General features: G+C 55.5%; 21 protein-coding genes. 15 read left to right on the top strand and 6 right to left on the bottom strand.

Going from position 1 to position 22,443, the window contains the following annotated elements; all coding sequences use genetic code 11:
- Positions 1–308: 308 nt before the first annotated feature.
- Positions 309–1,295, top strand: coding sequence for a CoA ester lyase (locus J7395_RS08800; protein ID WP_209221231.1), 987 nt, complete (start codon positions 309–311; stop codon positions 1,293–1,295).
- Positions 1,296–1,361: 66 nt separating this feature from the next.
- Here J7395_RS08800 and J7395_RS08795 read toward each other — a convergent pair whose 3' ends face one another.
- Positions 1,362–2,192, bottom strand: coding sequence for an NAD(P)H-dependent oxidoreductase (locus J7395_RS08795; RefSeq protein ID WP_209221230.1), 831 nt, complete (start codon positions 2,190–2,192; stop codon positions 1,362–1,364).
- Positions 2,193–2,292: 100 nt separating this feature from the next.
- On the opposite strand from J7395_RS08795, the gene J7395_RS08790 reads away from it, so the two are divergent.
- Positions 2,293–3,198: a LysR family transcriptional regulator gene (locus J7395_RS08790; protein ID WP_209221229.1), complete on the top strand. Its 906-nt coding sequence runs from the start codon at positions 2,293–2,295 to the stop codon at positions 3,196–3,198.
- Between the two features lie 91 nt (positions 3,199–3,289).
- Here the strand turns inward: J7395_RS08790 and J7395_RS08785 are convergent, their stop codons facing one another.
- Complete coding sequence (locus tag J7395_RS08785; RefSeq protein WP_209221228.1) at positions 3,290–4,312, bottom strand: zinc-binding alcohol dehydrogenase family protein; 1,023 nt, start codon at positions 4,310–4,312, stop codon at positions 3,290–3,292.
- Positions 4,313–4,458: 146 nt separating this feature from the next.
- Between J7395_RS08785 and J7395_RS08780 the strand changes: the two genes are divergently transcribed.
- Positions 4,459–4,824 (top strand): helix-turn-helix domain-containing protein, encoded by a 366-nt coding sequence (locus J7395_RS08780; RefSeq protein ID WP_062949491.1) that lies wholly within the window; start codon positions 4,459–4,461, stop codon positions 4,822–4,824.
- 12 nt (positions 4,825–4,836) lie between these two features.
- On the opposite strand, the gene J7395_RS08775 is transcribed toward J7395_RS08780, so the two are convergent.
- Positions 4,837–5,340, bottom strand: a complete 504-nt coding sequence (locus J7395_RS08775; protein ID WP_209221227.1) for a GNAT family N-acetyltransferase — start codon at positions 5,338–5,340, stop codon at positions 4,837–4,839.
- A 158-nt stretch (positions 5,341–5,498) separates the two neighbouring features.
- On the opposite strand from J7395_RS08775, the gene J7395_RS08770 reads away from it, so the two are divergent.
- The 7 genes from J7395_RS08770 (at position 5,499) to J7395_RS08740 (ending at position 14,960) form a co-directional block, all read left to right on the top strand.
- Entirely contained in the window at positions 5,499–6,455 is a 957-nt protein-coding gene (locus tag J7395_RS08770) for an acetyl-CoA carboxylase carboxyltransferase subunit alpha (protein ID WP_114111766.1), read from the top strand.
- A gap of 130 nt (positions 6,456–6,585) precedes the next feature.
- Positions 6,586–7,401 carry an ion transporter gene (locus tag J7395_RS08765; RefSeq protein WP_062949496.1) on the top strand — a complete coding sequence of 272 codons (816 nt, stop codon included), beginning with the start codon at positions 6,586–6,588 and terminating at the stop codon, positions 7,399–7,401.
- 133 nt (positions 7,402–7,534) lie between these two features.
- On the top strand, positions 7,535–8,314 hold the full coding sequence (locus J7395_RS08760; RefSeq protein WP_114111765.1) for an MBL fold metallo-hydrolase: 780 nt from the start codon (positions 7,535–7,537) through the stop codon (positions 8,312–8,314).
- An 87-nt stretch (positions 8,315–8,401) separates the two neighbouring features.
- The gene (locus J7395_RS08755) at positions 8,402–11,581 is read left to right on the top strand and encodes an ABC transporter transmembrane domain-containing protein (RefSeq protein ID WP_062958652.1); all 3,180 of its coding nucleotides are present in this window, start codon (positions 8,402–8,404) and stop codon (positions 11,579–11,581) included.
- A gap of 26 nt (positions 11,582–11,607) precedes the next feature.
- The gene (locus J7395_RS08750) at positions 11,608–11,856 is read left to right on the top strand and encodes a hypothetical protein (RefSeq protein WP_209221226.1); all 249 of its coding nucleotides are present in this window, start codon (positions 11,608–11,610) and stop codon (positions 11,854–11,856) included.
- A 176-nt stretch (positions 11,857–12,032) separates the two neighbouring features.
- Positions 12,033–13,520 carry an NAD-dependent succinate-semialdehyde dehydrogenase gene (locus J7395_RS08745; protein WP_209221225.1) on the top strand — a complete coding sequence of 496 codons (1,488 nt, stop codon included), beginning with the start codon at positions 12,033–12,035 and terminating at the stop codon, positions 13,518–13,520.
- Between the two features lie 39 nt (positions 13,521–13,559).
- Positions 13,560–14,960: an aspartate aminotransferase family protein gene (locus J7395_RS08740; protein ID WP_209221224.1), complete on the top strand. Its 1,401-nt coding sequence runs from the start codon at positions 13,560–13,562 to the stop codon at positions 14,958–14,960.
- Positions 14,961–15,203: 243 nt separating this feature from the next.
- On the opposite strand, the gene J7395_RS08735 is transcribed toward J7395_RS08740, so the two are convergent.
- Positions 15,204–15,788: a glutathione binding-like protein gene (locus J7395_RS08735; RefSeq protein WP_097051183.1), complete on the bottom strand. Its 585-nt coding sequence runs from the start codon at positions 15,786–15,788 to the stop codon at positions 15,204–15,206.
- 124 nt (positions 15,789–15,912) lie between these two features.
- Here J7395_RS08735 and J7395_RS08730 point away from each other — a divergent pair, with 124 nt between their 5' ends.
- Positions 15,913–16,278 (top strand): helix-turn-helix domain-containing protein, encoded by a 366-nt coding sequence (locus tag J7395_RS08730; RefSeq protein ID WP_062958657.1) that lies wholly within the window; start codon positions 15,913–15,915, stop codon positions 16,276–16,278.
- Between the two features lie 75 nt (positions 16,279–16,353).
- Here J7395_RS08730 and J7395_RS08725 read toward each other — a convergent pair whose 3' ends face one another.
- Positions 16,354–16,965 carry a TetR/AcrR family transcriptional regulator gene (locus tag J7395_RS08725; protein ID WP_097051185.1) on the bottom strand — a complete coding sequence of 204 codons (612 nt, stop codon included), beginning with the start codon at positions 16,963–16,965 and terminating at the stop codon, positions 16,354–16,356.
- A 258-nt stretch (positions 16,966–17,223) separates the two neighbouring features.
- Between J7395_RS08725 and J7395_RS08720 the strand changes: the two genes are divergently transcribed.
- Complete coding sequence (locus J7395_RS08720) at positions 17,224–17,604, top strand: hypothetical protein (protein ID WP_209221223.1); 381 nt, start codon at positions 17,224–17,226, stop codon at positions 17,602–17,604.
- Between the two features lie 103 nt (positions 17,605–17,707).
- On the opposite strand, the gene dctP is transcribed toward J7395_RS08720, so the two are convergent.
- Positions 17,708–18,727, bottom strand: coding sequence for a TRAP transporter substrate-binding protein DctP (gene dctP, locus J7395_RS08715; RefSeq protein WP_062949514.1), 1,020 nt, complete (start codon positions 18,725–18,727; stop codon positions 17,708–17,710).
- A 237-nt stretch (positions 18,728–18,964) separates the two neighbouring features.
- On the opposite strand from dctP, the gene J7395_RS08710 reads away from it, so the two are divergent.
- The 3 genes from J7395_RS08710 to J7395_RS08700 all read left to right on the top strand — a co-directional run bounded on the left by J7395_RS08710 (position 18,965) and on the right by J7395_RS08700 (position 22,397).
- Complete coding sequence (locus tag J7395_RS08710; protein ID WP_062958660.1) at positions 18,965–20,362, top strand: PLP-dependent aminotransferase family protein; 1,398 nt, start codon at positions 18,965–18,967, stop codon at positions 20,360–20,362.
- Positions 20,363–20,516: 154 nt separating this feature from the next.
- On the top strand, positions 20,517–21,101 hold the full coding sequence (locus J7395_RS08705) for a TRAP transporter small permease (protein WP_231858165.1): 585 nt from the start codon (positions 20,517–20,519) through the stop codon (positions 21,099–21,101).
- 12 nt (positions 21,102–21,113) lie between these two features.
- Positions 21,114–22,397 carry a TRAP transporter large permease gene (locus J7395_RS08700; RefSeq protein ID WP_062949525.1) on the top strand — a complete coding sequence of 428 codons (1,284 nt, stop codon included), beginning with the start codon at positions 21,114–21,116 and terminating at the stop codon, positions 22,395–22,397.
- Positions 22,398–22,443: the final 46 nt, after the last annotated feature.

The following is a 22,443-nucleotide window of genomic DNA, read 5'->3' as shown; positions in this document are numbered from 1 at the left end:
TGCTTTATGCCGTGTTTCTGCGTTTTTTCTAATTCAGCCGCAAAGACCCGTTTCGGTGTTGCCTTCCGATAGGCATCAGACAATGGTCGTGTGCGCAAAATGGCTTGCATCTGTTAGCATACGCACCATAAATTGGATCAAATTCGCTCTATCTCACTGCGGCGCACAATGATCGCAGGCGCAGAATTCTGTCACGGCGGCCACGGTACGATCCCGAAAACGGGACAAAATCATTTAACGCCGGAAGCTTGGCCCAAACACAAACAGGCCGATCCTTCCAGAATGACAGGCTTTGGAGAGACGTTACCATGAGCTTCACCACACCGACCCCGGCACCAGCACGTCTGAACCGGTCCGAACTGGCCGTTCCGGGCAGCCGCATCGAACTGTTTGAAAAGGCCGCCAGATCAAAGGCCGATGCCATCTTCCTTGATCTTGAGGACGCCGTCGCGCCAAGCGACAAGGAACAGGCGCGCAAGAACATCATTGCCGCGATCAACGATATCGACTGGGGCGACAAGGTGCTTTCGGTCCGCATCAACGGCCTTGATACACATTATATGTATCGTGATGTCGTCGATGTGCTCGAACAGGCCGGTGACCGGCTTGACCTGATCATGATCCCCAAGGTCGGCACGGCCGCCGATGTCTATGCCCTTGATATGATGGCAACCCAGATCGAGGCCGCCAAGGGCCGCAAAAAACGCATCGGGTTCGAACTGATCATTGAAACCGCCCTTGGCATGCAGAATATCCACGAAATTGCAGGCGCATCCAAACGCAATGAAAGCCTGCATTTCGGGGTTGCCGATTACGCCGCCTCGACCAAGGCAATGACGACCGGCATCGGTGGACCTAACCCGCATTATGGTGTGCTGACCGACAAGGATGGCGATAATCCGCGCGATTATCACTGGGGCGATATGTGGCACTACGCCATTGCCCGCATGGTGGTGGCCGCACGCGCCAATGGTCTGCGCCCGATTGATGGCCCGTTTGGCGACTTTTCCGATCCGGATGGCTATCGTGCACAGGCCGCGCGCGCCATGGTTCTGGGCTGCGAAGGCAAATGGGCCATCCATCCCAGCCAGATCACCCTTGCCAACGATGTCTATTCCCCGTCCGAGGCCGAAGTCACCAAAGCCAAACGCATCCTTGAAGCCATGGCCAAGGCACAGGCCGAAGGTGCCGGTGCCGTCGCACTTGATGGTCGTTTGATCGATATCGCATCGATCAAACAGGCCGAAGTCATGGTCCGGCAGGCCGAAGCGATTGCCGCACGCGACGCGGGTTAGGCCCAAAGCCAGACAAGATTGATCAAAGGGCCGAACACGCTGCCTCGGCCCTTTGATACATTATGATCACGATGCCAGACGCCGGACCGTCCCGCGCAGGATTTCTTCCGGATCACCAGATTGCACCAGATGCATGCCCGTGCCGCCCGCCCCCTGTCCCAATCCGGGCTTAAGGCGCTGTTGCGCGTCATAGTGACCGCCATTTTGCGCGCGATAGGGGATCCGCGCATCGGTAAACAGGCCCTGCAGGCGCTGCTTTAAATCCTTCACCGCATCATGCCATCCGGCCTCATCCATCCGGTCAGTGTGATAAACCGCGAATGGCGGCATGATATCCATCCCCGGATAAAACAAACCCCCGTGATGGATCGGCCAAAGAATGTCTTCAAGACTGCCATTCACGCCACGTTCACTGTAATGCGGTGCACGGCCGCCAATCGGCACAATCACCATCGCGCGCCGCCCGGCAAGGGTTCCCTCGCCATACCGGTCTCCCCAGTGCTTGTCATTATGCTCCCCCACGCCATAGGCAAAGCCATAAGCAAACACCCGGTCAAACCAGCCTTTCATGATGGCGGGCATCCCGAACCACCACATCGGAAAGCTCAACAGAACCGCATCAGCCCATAAAAGCTTTTCCTGCTCGGCGGCGATGTCCGCACTTTGGGTGCCACCGGCATAGGCATGCTTGGATTCGGCTACATAGATCAGCCGGTCCGGATCTTTCGGTTCGGTAAAATCCGCCTCATCGGCGACGGCCTTCCACTTCATTGCATAAAGATCACTGACTTTAACCTCGTGCCCCTGCTCGCGCAGGTATTCAACAGCAACGTCTTTCAACGCGCTGGTCAACGATTTGGGTTCGGGATGGGCATGAACGATCAGAATATTGGGCATGATACCAGTCCTTTTCCTATGGATCATGTTCGATGCGTGATCATGGACCCGGCATGTGGTATCTTTGAAATTCAAAAATTTTTGTTTTGGTATAAATCAAATGGATGTCAACAAGCTTGATCTCAATCTCCTGGTCACCCTTGATACGCTGCTTGTCGAACGCAATGTGACACGCGCGGCCCAGCGCCTTGGCATCAGCCAACCGGCCCTCTCAACGCGGTTGACCCGTCTGCGTGATCAACTGGGCGATCCGTTATTGCTGCCCTCCCAGCGCGGCATGATCCCGACCGAACACGCGCTTGAATTACAGGAACCCCTGCATGCCGCCCTTGAAGGCGTCCGTCAGGTCGTTCTGCAAAACAGCCGGTTTGATCCATCATCCATCACGGCAACCATCGCCATTGCGGCCAGTGACTATGTCCAGTATTCGGTGCTGATGCCGCTGCTTGATGTTCTGCGCGCCGAAGCACCGGGCATCCGGGTGGCATGGCGCACGATTGATACGGCAAACCTCGAAACACAGATGATCCGCGGGGATGTCGGTCTTGCCCTGACCACGCCGGAAACAGCCCCGGAAACCCTGCGCATGCGCAAAATCTATCGCGAGGAATATGTCACGATTGCCCGGGTCGACCATCCTGCCATTAGTAATGGTCTTGATATTGAAACATTCTGCCAACTCGATCATGTGATCGTGTCGCCCCGGGGCGGCGGCTTTTATGGGCCTGCCGACGAAGCCCTCAGCACATTGGGGCAAACACGACGGGTCATGCTTTCCGCCCCCGGTTTTCTGGTTGTCCCGGAAATTGTCGCACACAGCAACATGATCGCGCTTGTGCCCGGTCGCCTTGCCCTGAACCGGGAAGACCGACTGCAGCAATTTGCACCACCCCTGCCGGTAACCGGGTTTGACATGGCAATGGTCTGGCATGATCGGACCACCACCCACCCCATGCACCGTTGGCTGCGTGACAGACTGATCACATTGGTAAAACAGACCCAATAGCGATCAAAACAGGTCGCAAGGTACATGAAAAAGGCCACCCCGCATTCAAGCGGGGCGGCCTTCGTTTGTTTGATCAACAGGGCCGTGGCCGTTATGCGCCCAAACCGTCAAACGTGATCTTGCCAATCGCCTTGCCGGATTCCAGCAACGCATGCGCCTTGCGCAGGCTTTCGGGTGTTAAGGCCCCAAAGCTTTCATTGGCAGTATTTTTAAGGGTTCCGGCATCAATCAGATCAGCAACGATCGACAGCAGCTTGTGCTGCTCGATCATGTCGGGGGTCTGGAACATCGAACGGGTAAACATGAACTCGTAGGAAAAGCTGGCCGATTTTGCCTTCAGCAGATCGATATTATGGTTTTCCTTGGCTTCGGTAATCGTCGCGATCCGGCCTTGCGGGGTGATGATTTCGGCCATGACATCGAAATACTGATCGGTTTCCGACGTGCACAGAATGTAATCGACATGGGTAATGCCAATTGCCTTCAGCTCGTCATTCAACGGGTTGCGATGATTGATCACCTGATCGGCACCAAGATCTTTGACCCAGTCGATGGTTTCCGGGCGCGATGCGGTCGCGATAACGGTCAAACCGGCCAGTTTGCCAAGCTGAATCGCAATCGATCCAACCCCGCCTGCACCGCCAATCACCAGAAGTGTCTTACCCGCATTGGCATCCTTGGCATTGCGATCAATCATCATACGGTCAAACAGGGCTTCCCATGCCGTAATCGCAGTCAATGGCAATGCCGCCGCATCAGCAAAGCCAAGCGACTTGGGTTTTGGCGCAACGATGCGTTCATCGACAAGCTGGAACTGGGTATTGCTGCCCGACCGGGTAACATCCCCGGCATACCAGACCTCGTCGCCCGGACGAAACAGGGTGACATCCGCGCCAACAGCTTCAACGACACCAGCCGCGTCCCAGCCAAGGATTTTGAAATTGCCGTCATCCGCCTTGCCACGACGCACCTTGAAATCAACCGGGTTGACGGCAACACCTTTGACCCGAACCAGAATATCCCGGCCTTCGGCCTTTGGAACTTCCATATCAATTTCACTAAACAACCCGTCCGTCTCGACGGGGGCAGCTTTATAAAGTCCGATAGCTTTCATTGTCGGCATCCTTTGTGAAAAGGTTTGATTTGCGAATGCCCAAGATCTAACGCATAATACCGACAAACGTAAGTACGCACAATTCAAGCCACTAGTGTCAATTTGTATACTATTGACGTTTTCTGCGGATTTTGAGGAATAAATGAATGGCAACGACATTCAATTGCCCACCGAATCGCAGCCCCGGCTGCCCGGTCGAAGGTACGCTTGATGTGATTGGTGGCAAGTGGAAGGGTGTCGTCCTGTTTCACCTGCTCGACGGCACCAAGCGGTTCAATGAATTGCACCGTCTGATGCCCGGTGTCACACAACGTATGCTGACCCGCCAACTGCGCGAGCTGGAGGCCGACGGCCTGATCCATCGCGAAGTCTATGCCGAAGTCCCGCCACGCGTGGAATATAGCATGACCGCAAAGGGCGAAACGCTTCGCCAGATCATCCTTGCGCTAAAGGATTGGGGCGAAAGCCACGTGCCCTATTATGCAATCAAACCCCAAACAGACGTCGCCTGATTACCGGTGTGATCAGGCCGTTTTTGCCAACTGTAAGGGCCGCGCCATTTTCCAGAATGTCGTGCGATCATATCCATCATGAACGCCTTCACCGGCGATTTCAAAACCGCGCGATTTGAAAAAGGCAATATTGCCAGTCAGTTCGACCCGAACATGAAGTCGCATGTTTTCCTTGCCCGCACTTCCGGCATGGGCGCAGGCAGCCTCGACCAGCGCCTTGCCGATGCCACCACCCTGAATGGACGGATCGACCGACAATTTATAAAGATAGGCGTCCTTACCGACATCCTCGACCCAGACCTGACCGATAACACGGCCTGCTGAATCATGCGCCAGAAACAGCGTATCACGGGCAAACCGCCATTGAAGTTCGGCAATATTGACCGATTTTGCCGAACTTGGCGGATCGACGATATCGTCCTGAAAGGCAAAGGCGGCCAGCAGGATTTCAACAAGCCGGTCGAACGGAACAAGGGCTGGATCGCGGGGCGATGTGATCTCGATACTGGATGTCATGGATTTCCGTATGCAAAACTGTCACTGTGCAGGATGAAATATACGATATAACCCGTGTATCGATGGAATTTATATGCGTATCGGACCTCAACCCTTGACGTGACGGGGTGATCTACTATGTTCCGCCTCATTGTTTCCCAGCCGGATATGATGCCCTGATGCATAACTTTCTGGATTTTGAAAAGCCGATCGCCGAACTCGAAGGCAAGATCGAAGAATTGCGCCACCTGACCGGCAATGATGAAGTCAACATCGCCGACGAGGTTGCGCGCCTGCAGGACAAGCTGACCAAGCTGCTGCAAAGCACCTATGGCAAGCTGACCCCGTGGCAGAAAACACAGGTCGCCCGTCATCCCGACCGGCCGCATTTCACCGACTATGTCGCCCACCTGTTCGAGGGTTTCACCCCGCTTGCCGGCGACCGCCTGTTTGGCGAGGACGAGGCCATCATTGGTGGCCTGGCGCGCCTGCAAGGGCGTAGCGTGATGGTGATCGGCCACGAAAAAGGCCGCGATACTGAATCGCGTGTGAAACACAATTTCGGCATGGCCAAACCCGAAGGCTATCGCAAGTCGATCCGCCTGATGCGGATGGCCGAACGTTTCGGAATTCCGGTTGTGACGCTGGTCGATACCGCCGGTGCCTTCCCGGGTGCCGACGCCGAGGCACGTGGCCAGTCCGAAGCCATTGCACGGTCGATCGAAGCCTGCCTTGATATCAAGGTGCCGCTGATTTCGATCATCATCGGCGAAGGTGGTTCTGGCGGGGCGATTGCACTTGCCGTTGCCAACACCGTCATGATGCTTGAAAATTCGATCTATTCCGTCATTTCGCCGGAAGGCTGCGCCTCGATCCTGTGGCGTTCGGGTGACGAAGCCAAAACCGCTGCTGATGCACTGCGCCTGACGGCACAGGATCTGCACCAGCTTGGCGTCATTGATGAAATCATCACCGAACCGCTTGGCGGCGCACAGCGTTCACCCGTTGATGCCTGCAAACGCGTTGGCGATGCCATCATCAAGGCACTTGAATCGATGGACAATGTCGAAGGCGGTGTGCTGAAGGCACGTCGTCGTGACAAATTCCTCGATATGGGCCGTCACGGCCTGAACTGATTTCGCAGGGCGCAGTCATCAGCACGTCTGACCTGCGCCCTGTTTGTGTTTTCTTTCCGGCGCTGTCCCGCCCGTCGGTGAAAACCCCGGTCGCTGCGCCTTTTGAACCGGCACCCGCCGGGAGGGCCTAATGGAAAAGCTGCGCCGGATTGTCGAATCTTCAAAGTTCCAGAATTTCATCACGGCCGTGATTGCGATCAATGCCGTTATTCTCGGACTTGAAACATCCCCGACTGTTATGAATGCTGCCGGATCGATCCTGCATCTGCTTGATCAGATCGCGGTTGCGATTTTCGTTGTCGAACTTCTGATGAAACTTGCCGTATATCGACTGGGCTTTTTCAGGCGTTCCTGGAACATCTTTGATTTCACGATTGTTGCCATCACCCTGCTGCCGATGGGACAGGGTGTATCGGTCCTGCGTGCGCTTCGCATCCTGCGTGCCTTCCGGCTGATCTCGACCGTATCGTCGATGCGTAAAGTCGTCGAAGCCCTGATGAAAGCCATCCCCGGCATGGTTTCGGTTCTGACCCTGCTGTCGCTAGTATTTTACGTTTCGTCCGTCATGGCAACCAAGCTGTTCGGATCGGGTTTCCCCGACTGGTTTGGCACAATCGGCGCATCGCTTTATTCCCTGTTCCAGATCATGACGCTGGAAAGCTGGTCAATGGGAATCGTCCGCCCGGTTATGGAAATCTATCCACTGGCGTGGATGTTTTTTGTGCCTTTCATCCTGGTTACGACTTTTGCCGTCCTCAACCTGTTCATCGCCATTGTCGTCGATGCGATGGCGACCCATGTTGACGTCGAAGAAACGCAGACTCGCAGCGAACTTGGTCTTGATCACCATGAAATCCTTGCAGAACTGCGGGAATTGCGCGCCGAAGTCACCCGGCTTGCCGATGGCAAAAAAGACGTCGACACGGTTCGCCAACCCGGCGAATAGCGCATAATATCTTGCTGAACGACGGGTCATCCCGCGGCTTTTATCGGGAAAATTAGCATTTCTCTATCAAAGGGGGTGGTTCTTTGCCCCAAACCTCGTCTAATCTTTCGGCAAAATGTCGGGAGATCGGGGAATGAAGCTTACTTTTGCGGGGACAGGTTCGGCATTCTGCATGGCGGCTGACAATTTCCAGAGCAACATGGTTCTGGAAGCAGTTCAGCCCGGCAGTGACCAACCGGCGCGCATGTTGATTGACTGCGGTTCAGATGCGCGGCACTCGTTGCGCAATCTGGGTCATATGCCCAATGACTTTGATGCTGTCTATATCAGCCACCTGCATTCGGACCATATTGGCGGTCTCGAATGGATGGCGCTTGCCAATTATTTCATTTTCGAAGGCCACCGGGTCAAACTGCTTGCGGTTCACGACCTGATCGAACCGCTTTGGGAACACAGCCTGCGCGGCGGCCTGCAAATCAGTGATACGGGCAATAGCAGCCTGTCATCCTATTTCGACATCAAGGAACTCAGCCCCGCCACGGGATTTGACTGGCAGGGTGTGCATTTCGATGTCATCCCGGTTGAACATGTCGTTACCGCGCAAAACACCATGCTGTCCTATGCGCTTTTCGGACATGGAAAAAAACAAAGCTTTTTCCTGACGACAGATGCGATTTTCAATCCTGATGCCCATATGCCGTTGTACCAAAAAGCAGATATCATCTTTCAGGATTGCGAACTTGGCCCCCGCCATTCCGGCGTTCATGCACATTACGAACAACTTGTGACCCTGCCCGCCGATATCAAAGCCAAAATGTGGCTCTATCACTATCAGGCCTATCCGAGGCCCGATGCGGTTTCTGACGGCTTCTGCGGATTTATCGAGCCCGGTCAAAGTTTCGAGCTTGGCTAACGCCTTACAGGCCGGGTACATTTTGCGCCAAACGAGCAATAGGAACATGCGATAACGCGCGTTCCGACAAAAATATGGGACCCGTGAATGCCGAAGTCGGTTTTTGCCTATATCTGGCGCCACAGCAGTATGCAGCAGATCATCCTGACACTGGTCACGATGATCTCCTTTCCTTTTCTGTATTACTCGCTGGATTTGCCGAAACTGATCGTCAACGAGGCGATCGGTGGCGCAGGCGAACCTTATGACGTTCTCGGGATCGAACTGAACCAGATCGAATACCTGTTCACCCTGTCTGGTATTTTCCTTGCGCTGGTTTTCATCAATGGCGGGTTCAAATATTTCATCAACGTCTATGTCGGCGTGATGTCCGAACGGCTTTTGCGCCGGTTGCGCTATACCCTGTTTGAACGGGTTCTGCGTTTTCCGCTGCCGCATTTCCGGAAAACCAGCCAGGGCGAAATCGTTTCAATGATCACCGCCGAAGCAGAACCGCTTGGCGGTTTCTTTGGCGAAGCGTTTTCGCTGCCGCTGTATCAGGGCGGTATTCTGGTCACGATCACGGCCTTTATCTTTATCCAGGACCCGTTGATGGGGCTGGCCGCGATTTCGTTTTATCCGTTGCAAGGCTACCTGATCCCGAAACTGCAACGTCGCGTAAACCAGCTTGGCAAACAGCGCGTGCAGAATGTGCGCCGGATGTCCGAACATATCGGCGAAGTCGTCGCCGGTGCGACCGATATCCGCGCCCACGAGACCCAAGGATACGAACTTACCCATTTCACACAGCGGATGGGCCGGATTTTTGAAATCCGCAAGGAAATCTATTTCCGCAAATTCTTTATCAAGTTCCTGAACAACTTCATCGCCCAGATCACGCCGTTCTTCTTCTATTCCATCGGTGGCTATCTGGTGATCATGGGGGATCTCAGCTTCGGTGCGCTGGTCGCAGCCCTTGCCGCCTACAAGGATATGTCCGCCCCCTGGAAAGAGCTTCTGGCATATTACCAGCGCCTTGCCGATGCCCGGATCAAATACGAACAGCTTCATGAACAGTTTGAACTGCCCGATCTTGGCCGTGAACACGAACTGATCGCGCCGAAATCCGAACACCTGCCCGGACCGCTGGATGTCGCGGCCCTGTCGTGGGTTGATGATGACGGCACCCGGGTTGTTGAAAATGTGTCCTTCAACATGGCACTGCCGGGGACGGCCCTTCTGACGGGCTCGGCCGATAGCGGAAAGTCACAACTCGCCCGCCTGATCGCCCGGTTGCTGACACCGACCGGTGGCCGCATTCAGTTTAATGACCGCAACGCCGAAGACCTTCCGGCATCGACACTGGGGCAACGCCTGGCCTATATCGGCAATGACGCCTATCTGTTTAATGGTACCATCGCCGACAACCTGTTTTACGGGCTGAAACATCGCCCGATCCTTGCCTCCCGATCAGATGACGGCGATGACGGCTCGGAAAACCTGAAACTGCCATTGCCGAAATTCGTCGATAATGTCGAACTTGCCGACCCGGCCGATCTGCCATGGCGTCTGACCGACGAGATGTACGACGAAATCAAGCGTTCGGGAAATATCCCCTATGACCCGGCAGCGGAATGGATCGACTATGTCGGGCCCGGCTTCAATTCGATTGATGAATTGAAGGCCGAACTGATGCGCCTGCTCGAAGTTGTTCAGCTTGATCGCGACATTTACCGCATCGGTCTGCAACGCCGCATTGATCCGAAGGAACGCCCCGATCTGGTCGAGGCCGTTCTGGTTGCGCGCCCGAAACTGAAGGAAATTCTTGCGGAACGCGGCCTGTCTGATCTGGTCGAACCCTATGACATTGACCTTTACAACGACAACGCGCCGGTCGGTGTAAACATTCTTTTTGGTGCCCCGGCCCGATCCGATTTCGAACGCACGGCATTCCTGTCGCATCCCTATATGCAGGAAACCCTGCGCGAAACCGGGCTTTACGAAGTCATGATCAGCATCGGTCGCGATACGCTTGATCTGATGATCGAACTGTTTACCGGCCTGCCGCCCGGACACGAATTCTTTGACCGTTACAGCTTTATCTCGGCCGACGAACTGCCCGAGGTCAAAAACATGCTGAAACGGACCGACGGGGTCGCGATCAAGGATATGCGTGCCGAGGATAAGCTGAAGCTCCTTGACGTCGCCATGAACCTGACCCCGGCACGCCATCGTTTGCGCGTGATTGATGACGAATTCCGCCAACTGGTTTTGAAAGCACGACCGAAATTCTACGGCAATCTGCCCGACGATCTCGCTGAAATGATCGATTTCTTCAAGGTCGATGAATATGCCGCCGCCGCCCCGGTCATCGATAACCTTCTGTTCGGTCGTTTTGCCTATGGCCGTGCAAATTCCGAAGAACGCGTCGGCGAAGTACTGTTTGAAATCGCCCATGAAGGCGGCCTTTACGAGGCGCTTGTCGCACTCGGCCTTGAAAGCCAGGTCGGTGTTGGTGGCAGCCGCGTTTCGCAAAGCCTGCGCCAGAAAATTGCGCTGGTCCGTGCCCTGATCAAAAATCCCGACCTGATGGTCGTGGACGAAGCCCTTTCGGCACTGGACCGTGAAACACGCGAACAGGTCATCGCCTGGCTGACCGGACAGGCCGAGCATCGCAGCGTTATCTGGGTCGATGGCGATGACACCGACAGTCAGCGTTTCGGGACTTATCTGCACATGGCGAACGGCAAGATCGTCAAACGCCAGAGCCATGCAATCGACGACGCCACCGCCGAAGAGGCCGAGGAAGAAGCAGCCGAAGCCGCACCCGATACAAGCGATGGCAGCATCGAGGAAGAAGTCCGGTTGCTTCGGACCATTCCGCTGTTTGCCGGTCTTGACCCGAGCGTGATCAAGCTGCTGGCCTTTACCAGCCCGCGCCTGACCTTCAAACGTGGCGAGGTACTGGTCAAACAGGGTGATCCGGGGGATGCGGCCTATATCGTGATTTCCGGTCGGGGCGAAATCTGGCTGACGACCGAGGAAGCCCAGACCATCAAGCTTCGCGATGTCGAACCCAAGGAAGTCATTGGTGAAATCGCCCTTCTGGTCGATGCGCCGCGTTCCGCAACCATTCGCGCGGTCGAGGAAATGACAGTCCTGAAACTCGATAAAAACGAGTTCCTTGGCCTTGTCCGACAGGACCAGGCGGTTGCCGTCCAGTTGATCCGTGTTCTGGCACACCGCGTTGATGTCACCACCAAACAGCTTACCAGCCGGAATAACTGATTGATTTTCGCCCTGTCTGATCCGTCATGAACAAGATTGCCTCCATCATTATCGCCGCCGTTTTCGCCATCGCTTTGCTTGGCGGAATGGCGGCAATGATCGGTGGCGGCCTTCTGGGGGCAATTGTCTTCATCATCGGCATCCCGGTCGCCTTTCCGATGTCAACCAGCATCGTTGTCCTGTTCTTTGCCGTGATCATCATACGCACCGTCATCCAGAAACGGCGCGAACGCCGCGAAATGCGGGCTTTTCTCAAAGATAACGCCGACGATTGAATATCCCCACGGTTGGCCAGCAGAAAAAACATCTGCTTTCGACTACGGCTTGCCAAAAAAACCGCATCAAATCGCATCGAGTTCGGAAACCTCCTCTGCCAGCTTGTTGATAGCCTGCTGGCAGTTCAACAAACAGGCTGACGCCTTATGCGCGGCCTTGTTTCAAGGAGGTTTTCATGACGGCACAACTCAAAGAACAGCGCTGCGTGTCGTTAAGCCAGTTGTCCGATCTTCGGCTTCTGCGCGAACATGCCTATATCGACGGGCGCTGGTGCTCGGCCGACAATCGCCAGGTTATCGAAGTCACCAATCCGTTTGACGGTGCATTTCTTGGAACCGTGCCCAATATGGGCATTGCCGAAACCCGTAACGCGATTGCCGCGGCCCATGCGGCCTTTCCGGCATGGGCGGCTCTTCTGCCGCAGGATCGTTCGGCACGTCTGCGCCGCTGGTTTGACCTTCTGATCGAAAACAAGGAAGACCTGGCTCTTCTGATGACGCTTGAACAGGGCAAACCGATTTCAGAATCGCGTGGCGAAATCGACTACGCCGCAAGCTTCATTGAATTCTTCGCCGAAGAAGCCAAACGGGTGAATGTCGAAAACATTTCGTCTCATCTCCCGGGTCGCAATATGACCGTCAAACGCGAACCGGTTGGCGTCACCGCAGCAGTAACACCATGGAACTTCCCCTGTGCGATGATCACGCGCAAGGCCGCCGCCGCACTGGCGGCGGGTTGCACCATGATTGTCCGCCCGGCCACCGAAACGCCGTTTTCGGCCACCGCCCTTGCCGAACTGGCCGAACGGGCCGGTATTCCGGCCGGTGTGTTTAACGTCGTGACCGGTGATCCCAATCCGGTGGTCGGCGAGCTTTGCGGCAATCCGGTTGTTCGCGCCCTGTCCTTTACCGGTTCGACCGAAGTGGGCCGGTTGCTTCTGTCGCAGGGCGCACAGACCGTCAAAAAGATGTCGATGGAACTGGGCGGACATGCACCCTTTATCCTGTTCCCCGATGTCGATCTGGATGAAGCCGTCAAACACGCGGTTGGTGCCAAATTCGCCACCAGCGGGCAGGATTGCCTTGCGGCAAACCGCATCTTTGTCCATCGCGACATCTATGACGCTTTTCTTGATCAATATGCCAAGGCGATTGGCGAACTCCGCGTTGGCAACGGACTTGATGAAACCACCGAAATCGGTCCGCTGATGCATGACCGGGCGGTTGCCAAATGTGATGAGCATGTTGCAGATGCCCGCGCCAAGGGTGCCCGTGTTCTGACCGGTGGCAAGAAAATGGGCGGGCTTTTCTATGCCCCGACCCTTCTGGCCGATGTGACCGAGGATATGAACATCTATCATCAGGAAACTTTTGGTCCGGTTGCACCGGTGATCCCGTTCGATACCGAAGAAGAAGTGATCAGCCGCGCCAATGATAGCGAATATGGCCTTGCAGCTTACGTCTATACCAGCGACCATGATCGCGCAGCGCGTGTTTCGAACGCACTTGAATACGGCATGGTCGCGCTGAATTGCGTGAAGATTACCGGCGCCCCGATCCCGTTTGGCGGGGTCAAGCAGTCCGGCCTTGGCCGCGAAGGGTCGCGCCACGGCCTCGAAGAATTCACCGAGCTTAAATATGTCTGCGCCGCATTCAAACCGTAACGCGCGCAGTGGCCACCGCATTCACATGGGAGAAGCACAATGAATGTCATCAAAAACACCACCGCCGATCTGCAGGAAATGGATCGCGCCCATTTCATGCATCCCTCGACCCATATGCGCCAGCACGCGGCGGGTGAAACCCCCAACCGCATCATCAATGGCGGCAAGGGCATTTATATCCATGACACCGAAGGCAAAGAGTCGCTTGATGCCTTTGCCGGTCTCTACTGTGTGAATGTCGGTTATGGCCGCACCGAAATCGCCGATGCGATCTATGCCCAGGCCAAGGAACTGGCCTATTACCACACCTATGTCGGGCATGGGAACGAGCCGGTCATCCGCCTGTCGGATCGTATCGTCAAATCGGCACCAGAAGGCATGCAGCGCGTCTATTACGGCATGTCGGGTTCGGATGCGAACGAAACCAACATCAAGCTGATCTGGTATTACAACAATATCCGCGGCCTGCCGCAGAAAAAGAAAATCATCTCGCGCTGGCGTGGCTATCACGGCTCCGGCATCATGACCGGCAGCCTGACCGGCCTTGCCGCCTTCCACAACGCGTTCGATCTGCCACGCGCGCCGATCCTGCACACCACCTGCCCGCATCACTACTGGAATGCCGACGCGGGCGAGACAGAGGCCGAATTTGCCAAACGCTGTGCCGATGATCTCGAAAAACTGATCCTGCGCGAAGGCCCGGAAACTGTTGCTGCCTTTATCGGCGAGCCGGTCATGGGCACGGGCGGCATCATCACCCCGCCCGAAGGATACTGGGCCGCGATCCAGAAGGTGCTGAACAAATATGATGTGCTTCTGGTTGCCGACGAGGTCGTCACCGCATTCGGCCGCACCGGGTCCTATTTCGGTTCGCACCATTACGACATCAAACCCGACCTGATCACGATTGCCAAAGGCGTGTCTTCGGGCTACCTGCCGCTGTCGGGTGTGATCATCGGCGAACGCGTCTGGAAAGTTCTGGAACAGGGGTCCGATAAAATGGGGCCGATTGGCCATGGCTGGACCTATTCCGCGCATCCGGTCTGTGCCGCTGCCGCCAATGCCAACCTTGATATTGTCGATGGTGAAAACCTGACGGGCAATGCGGCTGATACCGGTGGCTATTTCCAGAAACGCCTGCGCGAAACCTTTAACGAGCATTCGCTGGTTGGCGAAGCGCGCGGTGTTGGTCTGATGGCGGCACTGGAATTTGTCGCTGATAAAACCAAAAAGGAACGGTTCGATCCGAATGCGAAAATCGGCCCGCGCGTTTCGGCCGCCTGCCTTGAACGCGGCATGATCGCACGTGCGATGCCGCATGGTGATATTCTGGGCTTTGCCCCGCCGCTCTGCATCACCAAGTCCGAAATCGACAAGGTCATCGACATCGCCAAACAGGCCGTCGATGCCGTTGCCGACGAAGTTGCCGCTGGCAATTAAATCTCGCGCGCTATTCTGATCTCCACCGCGTCATACCTTCTTCCCGACGCGGTGCACACAGGGGCCGGGCCCATGACCGACCCCTGTGTCTATATTAGGCGGCGCTATTCACCGAAGCCCCGCCCGACCATAATTACGCCCAGGGATTACTCAACAGGGGACTGGAAACCATTTCGCCACGAGATGCCAACATCCACTGACTTTATCAAAGTAAATATCCAACAGGTTCAATGAAAAGGTCAGTCAATCCAAGTGTTCCTCGGAAAGCGCTTGAGCTACGGCAGGTCGTATCTTCATGTGATCAAAATAGTTCCGCAGTGGTGTCGGCAACTCGACGCCACTCCTGGGCGCGACCATGAGCACCCAAAACAGATAGCAGTCGGCGATCGTGATCTCGTCGCCCACCAAAAACATCTTGCCTCCTATCTGGTCGGATAGAATGGAAAAAGCCTTTTTCAGCTTTTCGCGTGCGCGCTCTTTCTCTGGTTCCGAGAAGTTTCTGAAAAACGGCTGATAACTCCCATGTATTTCGGATGCCATGAAGGCGAGAACCTCGAGCACCTGCCATCGAATGCCCTCCTTTTTTGAAAGAAGCTTGCCACTCTTCTCGGCAATATAGTTCAGAATAACTGGATTCTCCGTAAGGACAGTACCGTCTTCCAGTTCAAGAGCCGGAATATAACCCTTTGGATTTATCGCGAGGAAGTCACGGCCGTCGGCGGTCTTCTTCTCATGATTGATACTGACCAGTTCGTAGGGAAGTCCGGTCTCGATGAGGGCGATGTGATTAGCCAAGCTGCAAGCGCCCGGATAGTAAAAGAGGATCATGGTGGTCTCCGTGTTGCGTAGACCTCACGAATTTCTATCGAAATTTTAAGTCTACTTTATTGACCACATCTATTTATGAGGCTTAAAAATACCCGTCAAAAGCATATCTTTGGGAGTTGGTCAGATGGATGTGACTATGTCCCACGCGGAAGCCGACTGCAGAGGCGTAAGTGAAGTCCTCAACCGTGTTGGCGACAAGTGGACGATTCAAGTGGTCGTTGCACTTCGGCTGGGTTCGCTGCGTTTCAACGCCATTAAACGGCAGGTTCGAGGTATCTCGCAGCAGATGCTGACGAGAACGCTTAAGGCCTTGGAGCGTGATGGGATGGTCGAACGGACAGTTCACCACAGTACGCCGCCGCAGGTGGAATACAAGCTAACGGCGCTTGGACTGTCCTTGTCAGAGACCGTGCGGCAACTCGCGGAGTGGGCGAAAACCAACCGGAAACTAATCGAGGAAAGCCGGCTCGCCTACGATAAACGACGCTGAATATGAGACATAGTCCCATGCCAGCCTCTGTTTTTTATACACAGCGGCCCGCAAGTCTGTCTGGCCCGCTTTAAATCACGGCGGAAAACCGACCGCGTTTACCGCGTCCTCGATCCGTTTGGCCATGTCATCCTGCTCAAGCACGACCGGGCCTTTGCAGAAATAGCCAAGCTGGATGCTGCCGGTCAGCATGTTGATGAACAGTTCGGCAAACTGTCGCGGGGCAATCGCGCGCAGGTTTGACGGCAAATGGGTTTGCGTCATCAGCTTGGCCGCTTTTTCATAGGTTGCCTCCGGCCCGGCATTCCAGAAGATTTCCCCCAGTTCCGGGTGGGTCGGGGTGCGCGCAACAACATAACGATGCAAATCCATCACCGGAGCACGTAAAATGCCATCCGCAAAGGCCGTGGCTATGGCGATCAGGGTCGCGCGCGGATTGTATGGCCAGACGGTGACCCCTTCCAGAGGATCGCGGGCACGTTCGCACAGCCACGCTACCATGGCGCGTTCAAGCCCGATCTTGTCCCCGAAATACCGATAGATGGTCGCCTTTGACGTCCCGGCTCGCGTGGCTATCCGATCCACCGCCGTGCTGTCATCACGCATATCAAGCAGTTCGGTTGCGGCCGCCTCAAGGATCCGGGTGCGGCGTTCCTGCTGCTTTGGGGTCAGGCGTTCGGCAGACATATAACCGGGTTCCTTGTTGCTGGTTTCGTCATCGTCATCGGCATCGTCACAGACATCAAGCGGGCGGGCTCATTCCGTATCGGAAATTCCCCAAGCGCGGCGAACCGCCAAACAGAACTGTACGGTTTCGTTTCACAGCTATCCGCTTTGTAAATCCCTGGACACGATCAGACCACATTTTTCATTTGTCAAAATTGAAACTGTACCGTACAGTTTCGTTTTGAGGGATCATTCTTAACATATGTCGGGGAAACCGCGATGAATAATTTGCCACGCATTTGCTGGACAGTTTCCGCCTGTCTGGGGCTTGCAGGTATGGTTTGGGGCATGCAGATGGCCGGAAGCAGCGATCACAGCAATCTTGCGGCGCACGCCCATCTCAATCTTCTGGGCTGGGTCGGTCTGGCGCTGTATGGCACCTATTACCGGCTGATCGGACTGACACGCTCTAAGGTCGCCAGCATACAGGTTGGCTGCGCAATCGTCGGATCGGTCATTATGGGCATCGGTATTCCCATCGCCCATCAGGGCGGCACCGAAGCCATCGCCATCATCGGATCGCTCCTCACACTGGCGGCGGGTGGGCTATTTGCCGCCATCACATTCCAGCGTCCGCTTCGGATCAATAGCGGCCTGTGACCGGCACCCCACCCCGCCAAAAGCAGGCAAAAAGAAACCCCTGCGGCCAACATTGCAGGGGTTTCAGATATCATCCCGCGAAGGGGAATGGCGTCAGAGACGATTACATCTCGGTGCCAAATTCCTTGCGGAGCGCATTCAGCACTTCTTCGGTGTCACCACCGACTTCGCTGACAAGGCTGTCGCCGATACCGGCCGATGCCTCTTTGAAGGCAGCGCGCTGTTCTTCGTTCAGCTTGATGACTTCGATGCCCGGCTTGGCTTCCTTGATACGGTCAAGTGCCTCGGCATTTGCCTTTTCCTGGGCTTCATAGATGAAGTCGTCCAGTTCGGATTTCACTTCCTTGAGCATCTCTTTGCGCTCGTCCGACAGACCTTCATAGAAGGCCGCGTTCGACACCACGGTGGTGGTGTATTGCTGCTGACCGGCATAGATCAGATAGTCGGTCACTTCATAGAATTTGGCACTTTCGATGAAGAAGATCGGGTTGACCTGTGCGTCAATCACGCTGGTCTGAAGGCCGGAATAAACTTCACCCCACGGCAATGCCACCGGATCGGCACCGAAAGATTCATAGCTTTCGATCAGGATCGGCGATGTCATGACACGGAATTTAACCCCGTCAAATTCGGACGGCTGGGTCACCTTTTTCTTGGTGGTCCAGACCATCTCGCCTTCCGGATACATGGTGTAAAGCTTAAGCCCCTTGGACTCGAAATCCTTCGCCAGACCATCATAGATCGTCGGGCTGCTCGACAGGACTTCCTTGTTCACCTCGTTATCCTGCGACAGCAGATAGGGAACACCGAAAACCTGGATTTCCGGAACAAAGGTGCCAAGGTGGCCCGGCGACGCGTTCGAGAACTGGACAGCCCCCGCCGCAGTCAGCTCGGTAATGTCGTTTTCGGTACCCAACTGGCCATAGGTGTAGATGGTGACTTCGACCTCACCATCGGTTTTTTCCTCAACCAGGCGTTTGAATTCCTGTGCATACAGATCCTGCACATCGCCCGGGCTTTCCTCATGCGCAAATTTCCATTCTTCGGCATGGGCGGCTGTCCCGGCAACCGCAAAGATTGCGGCGGCAGACAGGGTCGCCTTGAAGAGCTTGTTCAAACTCATATCGAAGTCTCCCTTATTATGCCGCGACGACCGGGATTGAACCCTGGACCGGCGGCGATTAGTTGGCACATCAATGTCATGAACGCGCAAAGTGTTGAAATGTTCCTGCATCAGGTCAATGTTAGTTTTGTATCATGACAAAATAACATTGACGTCTACACATTAACCCACAGGTCATGTTAGGGTCGGAAAAACCCCCAAGGGGCACGAGGGTAGACAAGGGTAGGAATCGACAGGATGTGGCTGCCAAATATTGACCTGAGCGGCGATACGGGACCTAAATACAAGGCCCTTGTCGAAGCAATCATCACGGATATCGAGGCCGGACGCCTTCGGCACGATGTCCGGATGCCGACCCATCGTGAACTGGCCTATCGGCTGCATGTCAGCGTGCAAACCGTCAGTGCGGCCTACAAGGAAGTAGAACGACAGGGTTATCTCAGATCGGAACGAAGAAGGGGCACATTCGTTCAGGCACGCCTGACAGATCGCGCATCGACCTTTATTCTGGATAACCGTCAGCCCGACCTGATCGACCTGTCGATCGTGCGCACGGCCTATACCGATTTCCACAATGATCTGTCGCGCCAGATACACAGCAGACTGGCCGAAGAAACCCACCATAACTGGATGGAAAGCTGCCGCCCGGTTGCCGGTTTTGAATATCACCGCGAAATCGGCAGCAAGTGGCTGGAATCCATGGGTATTTCGGCCGATCTTCCCAATATCCTGATCACCAATGGTGCCGCCCAGGGGGTGTTTACCGCCCTCGCAACGGTGGTTCAGCCAGATGATGTCGTCCTGACCGAAAGCCTGACCGATCATGGGGTTATCGGCACCGCCAGCATCCTGCGGTTCAAGCTGGGCGCGTTGCCCACCGATGACGAGGGCATCCTGCCTGACGCGTTCGAACGCGAATGCCGCGCGCGCCATATCCGCGCCCTAGTCGTCACGCCGATCTATACCAATCCGACCAACTGCCTGATGGGGCTTGAACGGCGCAAACGAATCGCCGAGATCGCCGAACATTACGGCGTTTACGTCATCGAAGACGATGTATACCGCCCGCTTCTCGAACAAAACCTGCCGCCGATCACAAGCTTCCTGCCGCGTCTGGGCTTCCATGTTTCCAGCCTGACCAAGATTGTCATGCCGGGGCTTCGCACCGGTTTTCTCATCGTGCCGCAGCATCTGTCGATCCGTGCCAGCAGCGTTCTGCGAGTCACCGGCTGGATGGGCACACCATTAATGGCCGAGATCGGCGCACGCTGGATTGCCGATGGCACCGTCGATCAGGCCGTAACGGTCCAACGCGCCCTGATGCGCGAAAGACAGACCCTTGTTGCGGAAATACTGGGCGATGCCGTGGTTCGCCACCACCCCACCTCGCTAAGCGCCTGGGTGCGTATTCCGCATCACTGGCAGGAAGAATGGTTTGCCTCGGAACTGCGGAAAAACGGGGTTGCCGTGACGATTTCCGATCCCTTCATGACCGTCAAGGTCCCCCGCCCGAATGCCATCCGGATTTGTGTTGGCGGGGCGGTTGATACCCCGTCACTGCATCACGGCCTGATGCAGATCCGTCACACGATGGAACAGATGCCGGGTGTGCATGCCTTCGACGTTATGTATTGATTTTTGTCTCATGACAAAAATCTGATTGAACCGTCACAAACCGTTTTTATTCTGGCAGTCTGGCGTGAAGCGAGCAGGAAAACGTGTGGGAGGGAACCAACAACCACACACAACGTTCAGCAAGAATGTCTCGCACGCGCATCATGGAGGTCGTATGTCGGATTCTAACGGGGAGGCTCCCGCGCCGAAAGGCGGGGTGCTGTCGGTGCTGAAACGGCTCGATGATGGATTATCTGTCGTCGAACGTCAGTTGCTGGGGTGGAGCATCGTGATCATGGCCGTCAATACGGTCGCCAATGTGATCATGCGTCTGGGTTTCAGTTCGAGCATCTTCTTTTCCGAAGAGCTCAATCAATTTCTGATCATTCTTGTCACATTCGTCGGCATCAGCGAGGCCGCCCGCATGGGGCGCCATATCCGCATGTCGGCCTTTACCGATATGCTGGGCCCACAGGCCAGCAAGATCATGATGATCATCATCACGCTGGGCACGGCGGCCCTTCTGTTTCTTCTGGCATGGTATTCTATCGGCTATGTTTCATCGCTGATCCAGTCCAACCGCCTGACGCCTGCCCTTCGCATCCCATACTATCTGACCGTCCTCATCGTACCCTTTGGCCTGACCGTCACGGGGATCCAGTTCGTACTTGCCGCGGTAACGAATATCGTCAGACCCGGAACGCATCTGTCGTACCGGGTTGAAGATACGTTCTCCGAAGCTGACGACCATCATCTGTAGGGGGACGGAAAAATGGATCTTGGAACCACAATTCTCATTGTGATGCTCGTCCTTCTGGTACTGGGCTTCCCGATGATGGTGCCGCTGACCATGGCCAGCGTCGTCGCCTTTACCTTCTACATGCCGATTGATCCCAAAATTCTGATCCAGCAAATGGTGACCGGGATTTCACCGGTGGCACTGATTGCCGTGCCAATGTTCATCTTTGCCGCCGATATCGTGACAAAGGGGCATACGGCCAACCGGCTGATCGATCTTGCCATGACCTTTGTCGGTCATGTGCGCGGCGGCCTTGCGGTTACCACCGCCCTTGGCTGTACGCTGTTTGGCGCGGTATCGGGTTCGACACAGGCAACCGTGGTGGCGATGGGCGGACCATTGCGCCCGAAAATGCTTAAGGCAGGCTACAAAGACAGCTTTGCCATGGCCCTGATCATCAATGCCAGTGACATCGCGTTTCTGATCCCGCCCTCCATCGGCATGATCGTGTTTGGCGTGGTCGGCAAGGTATCCATCGGCGAACTGTTCCTGGCCGGGATCGGCCCGGGCATTCTGATCCTTCTGATGTTTTCGGCCTATTGCGTCTATTACGCAAAAAAGAACAACATCCCGACCATCCCGCGCATGAGCTGGGCGGAACGCGGCAAGGCCGTTATCAATGCCGGCCCGGCCATCATGTTCCCGGTTCTGATTGTTGGCGGCATCTATCTCGGCTGGGTCAGCCCGACCGAAGTCGCCGCCGTTTCCGTGGTCTATGCCATCATTCTTGAGGTTCTGATCTTCAAGTCGGTGAAATGGTCGGAAATGCTGGAAATCGCCCGTTCGACCGGCCTGATTACCGCTGTGGTCTTCATCCTTGTCGGCGCGGGCACAACTTTCTCCTTCGTGATTTCCTTTGCCCAGATTCCGCAGCACGTGATCGGGGCATTGGGTCTTGAAGGCGCGAACAGCTATCTGATCCTTGCCGCAATCTGCATCGCCTTCTTCATTGGCTGCATGTTCGTTGATCCGATTGTTGTCATTCTGGTGCTGACACCGATCTTCATGCCGCTGGTACGTGATGCCGGGCTTGATCCGGTGCTGGTCGGTACATTGGTGACCCTGCAGGTCGCCATCGGGTCGGCAACGCCACCATTTGGCTGCGATATTTTCACCGCCATCGCGATCTTCAGGCGACCTTATTACGAGGTCATCCGCGGAACGCCGCCCTTTATCTTCATGCTTCTGCTGGCCGCCGTGATTCTGGTCTTTGTTCCGCAGATCGCATTGTTCCTGCCGACCATGGCTTTCCGTTAATCGGCAGGTAACCGGGATCGTCCCGGAAAGAACAACCACAATATCA

Origin of the sequence: Thalassospira sp. A3_1, assembly GCF_017744215.1 — a bacterium.
Taxonomy (GTDB): domain Bacteria; phylum Pseudomonadota; class Alphaproteobacteria; order Rhodospirillales; family Thalassospiraceae; genus Thalassospira; species Thalassospira lucentensis_A.
This window is presented reverse-complemented; position numbering and strand designations above follow the sequence as displayed.